The organism is Methanobrevibacter sp. (assembly GCF_045220775.1).
Classification (GTDB): domain Archaea; phylum Methanobacteriota; class Methanobacteria; order Methanobacteriales; family Methanobacteriaceae; genus Methanocatella.
This window is the reverse complement of sequence record NZ_JBGUWC010000136.1, coordinates 1-3871: the sequence shown is the minus strand read 5'-3', so window position 1 is coordinate 3871 and position 3871 is coordinate 1. Positions and strand designations below refer to the sequence as shown.

The 3871-nt window shown below is 37.1% G+C and carries 4 protein-coding genes; 2 read left to right on the top strand and 2 right to left on the bottom strand.

Going from position 1 to position 3871, the window contains the following annotated elements; genetic code table 11:
* Nucleotides 1–114 precede the first annotated feature (114 nt).
* Nucleotides 115–1044, top strand: a complete 930-nt coding sequence (mtnA, locus tag ACJROP_RS09300) for an S-methyl-5-thioribose-1-phosphate isomerase (RefSeq protein ID WP_406535193.1) — start codon at nucleotides 115–117, stop codon at nucleotides 1042–1044.
* Between the two features lie 25 nt (nucleotides 1045–1069).
* On the opposite strand, the gene ACJROP_RS09295 is transcribed toward mtnA, so the two are convergent.
* Entirely contained in the window at nucleotides 1070–1741 is a 672-nt protein-coding gene (locus ACJROP_RS09295; protein WP_406535192.1) for a methyltransferase family protein, read from the bottom strand.
* Between the two features lie 14 nt (nucleotides 1742–1755).
* A complete protein-coding gene (locus tag ACJROP_RS09290) occupies nucleotides 1756–2760 on the bottom strand; it encodes a class I SAM-dependent methyltransferase (protein WP_406535191.1) in 1005 nt (334 codons plus the stop codon).
* Nucleotides 2761–2795: 35 nt separating this feature from the next.
* On the opposite strand from ACJROP_RS09290, the gene dph5 reads away from it, so the two are divergent.
* Nucleotides 2796–3587 carry a diphthine synthase gene (gene dph5 / locus ACJROP_RS09285; RefSeq protein WP_406535190.1) on the top strand — a complete coding sequence of 264 codons (792 nt, stop codon included), beginning with the start codon at nucleotides 2796–2798 and terminating at the stop codon, nucleotides 3585–3587.
* The last annotated feature ends 284 nt before the right edge of the window (nucleotides 3588–3871 follow it).

The window sequence follows — 3871 nt, the reverse complement described above, 5'->3', positions numbered from 1 at the left end:
GGGAAGCATAATTACAAAACCTTTAATTGTATTTTTTATACATTAAAAAAAATTAGAAACTAACGTTAATTATGCTTTCAATATTTTTAAAACTTTTTTTGACTGGGTGTTAGCATGAAAACACTTGAATGGGAAGATAATAAATTAAAGCTTATTGATCAAAGAAAACTTCCTGATGAGTTGACTTACGTATACTGTGACAATTATCAGGATGTTATTGTTGCAATCAAAAACATGACCGTTCGCGGTGCTCCTGCCATTGGAGTATCAGCCGCCTTTGGAATGGCTCTGGCAGATATTGAAGGTGTTGACTTAAGAAAAGCTGCTGATGAAATAAAGGCTGCAAGGCCAACAGCTGTCAACCTATTTTGGGCAGTTGACAGGGTATTGAACAGTGAAGATGCGTTAAATGAAGCTTTAACGATGTATGAAGAGGATATGGCAACAAACAGAGCTATCGGAAAATACGGCGCTGAGATAATTGATGATGGGGATACTGTTTTAACTCACTGCAATGCTGGGGCGCTTGCATGTGTCGATTATGGAACTGCACTTGGCGTATTCAGGGCAGCACGCGATGCGGGAAAAAGCATCAACGTAATCTGCGATGAGACCCGTCCGCGCGGACAGGGCGCCAGTCTAAGCGTATGGGAAATGCAGCAGGAAAACATTCCGGTTAAACTTATTCCTGATGTGGCTTCAGGATTTCTGATGTCACAGGGCAAAATCGATAAGGTCGTCATAGGTGCTGATAGGATTGCAAAAGGCGGCGTTGTAAATAAGGTGGGCTCATTTATGGTGGCCCTTGCAGCAAAGTATCACAACATTCCGTTTTATGTGGCCGCTCCTTATTCAACTTTTGATAATGAAATTAACATTTATGATACTGTCATTGAAGAGCGAGATGGTGATGAGGTAAGATACTATGGCGGTGCCAGAATCTGTCCTGAAGGCACTGAAGTGATTAATCCTGCATTTGACATAACTCCAAAAGAGCTGATTACCGGAATCATTACTGAAAAGGGAATTATTGATCCGATTTAGGCAATAATTCTGAATTATTTTTTTATTACCATATGTATGGCAGTATCTTATACTTGACTTTTTGTTTATACTGTTTGTATCCATTCAATTCCTTCTCTAGAACCTCTTCTTCATTTTTGATTCTGAATGAGAGGATAACTGGATATATCAGACAGATCATGAATGAGTAAATTGAACCTAGGATTAATGGCATTGTTAAAAATAGTAGGATGGTTGATGTGTACATGGGATGCCTTACTATTCCATATAACCCGCTGTCAATCACTTCCTGATTTTCATCGACTTCCACTGTACGGGCCAGATACCTGTTTTCACGCAGGACTTCGCCGTACATTGCATATGCAAGCAAAAACAGTACGGATGCGATTATCACTATGATTTGGGGAAGACTGCTCCAATTGAATCTGAAGTTCAATCCGGCTATTATGAAAGAGGATAGAAACATCAATCCGCTAACCAGAAGCACAATCTTTTGCTCGGATTCCTTTTCATCAGCATTCAATCTCTTCTTTAATAAATCGGGAGCTTTAAACATCAATATGATTCCCACTATAAACATGGGAATAAATAATAAAGAGAGAAACAGCCAGGCATTTGGATAATCAAGTGTTCCGGCCGGAATAAATAATAACGCCGCAATAATGACTAAACCAAAAATGAATTTTTTAAATCCTTGGAAAACCAAATCAGAATCCATATTAAATCTACCTGCTATTTGTTTGTTACTCTGCCGTCAATGGCTACATGCCATTCTCCGGGGCTGGTAGACTTTACTTTGCGGCAATTGATAATTTCCACTTGCTTGTTTTTCTTTGAACATGCACTTTCAAGGCGTTTTATTCCCTGTTCATATGAATCAGAAAATTCATAGTAATTGATTATTCCACCATCTTCAATCAAATCAACTGCAAGGTCAAGGAAAGTATATGCAAGACCGGGAAGGTTCATAATAATCCTATCAAATTTTGAGTTAAATGACTTGCTGACTTCTGCAATATCTCCGCAATAAGTTTCAATGCTGCCTTTCAGTTTATTCAGATTTATATTTTCATTTAAATATTTGATTGCGGATTCGTTGATGTCAACTGCAGTGATTTTCACGTCTTTGTTTCGGGCTATTACAATTGGAAACGGTCCGATTCCACAAAACATGTCAAGAATATTCTCACCATCATTAACGCTTTCCATCACACGCTTTCTTTCTGTTGCAAGGCGGGGTGAGAAATAGACTTCACGCACATCCAGCTTCAGTCTAGTGCCGTGTTCCTTGTGGATGGTAACCGAATCGTCAGTTCCTGCCAAAAATTCCAAGTCACGAACCCGTGTTGTTCCCTTAATTGCACTTCTTTTCATGTAGATTGCTTTTCTTTTTGTGAATTTAAGTGCAGCGTCACCTATTATCTGCTTTTTGTCTTCAAGATTTTCTGGAATTTCCAAAATGACAATGTCTCCGATTGTATCAAATGAGGTTCTGAGGTTTTCAATTTCATCAGAATCCAATTCCCCTTCAAGCAGTTCAGAAAAGCTGCGGGCTACCTTGGGCATGGCTTCCAGGCGCATGCAGACTATCTCATAGCCTTCTACATCATCATTAACGGGGATATATCCGTATTCTTCGCAGGCCTTGATTTTATATTCCATATTCATTTGGCCTGCTTCCATTAATTTTATACGTGTGTCATTTAACTGTCTTAATGGAACTTTTACACATTTCATAAAGTTTTTTATGTTTAAATTATTATATAATATATATGTTTTATCTAGTGGGTTTAGGATTATTTGATGAAAAGGACATATCCTTAAAAGGATTGGAATGCTTAAAAAATGTTGATAAGATTTATGCCGAATTTTTCACATCAAGATTATTTGGTTCTAGTTTTGAAGCTATTGAGGAGCTAGTCGGCCAGGAAATCGAAGTTTTGGTTAGAGGAGAAGTCGAAGAGGAATCTAAATTCATTGAAGAAGCTAAGACTTCTGATGTTGCATTAATCACTGGTGGAGACCCTTTAATTGCAACAACACATAGCGATTTTTTAGTACAGTGCTCTAAAAAGGGAATAGACTATGAAGTAATTCATGGATCATCAATCTTATCTTCAGCTCCAGCCATTTCCGGCCTTCAAGGATATAAATTCGGCAAAGTAACAACAATACCTTTTCCTGATTATAACTTCTATCCTAAATCTCCTTATGAGGCAATTGAAGAGAATTTGAAAATGGAATTGCATACTCTGGTTTTACTTGATATTCAAGCCCACAAAGATAGATATATGACTGTTAATCAGGGATTGGAATATCTGATGAGCATCCACGATGATTTGGATAGGGAAGGTTTGATAACTGAAGATACGTTGGCTATGGGCATTGCCCGTGTCGGCTCAAAGGATGTTTGTATTAAAGCTGGCAAAATTAAAGAATTAATCGATTTTGATTTTGGAGGTCCGCTGCACTGCATCGTTATCCCATCAAAGCTTCACATTGTCGAAGCGGAATATTTGGTTGAAATTGCCGGAGCTGACTCCAGCATACTTGATGAAGTTTAACTTTTAAAAATAAAGGGGGAGTGAAGTAGTATGGTTTATACTACTTCTTTAAGGTTTAATTTTAACTTTTAGAGATTAAAAAAGGTTGACTGATTTTTAGAATTAAGATATGTAATTTACTTCATATCGTTTATTAATTATATTTCTGAAGTATTTAAATCTTTTTATTTTTATTGTTAAAAACAGTATTTTCCAAAAAATAAAGGGGGGAGTGGAAGTAGTAGTGTTTTTCTACTTCCATAATGAAACATATTCTAACATTTTGGAGATTATAAAATGGTTGA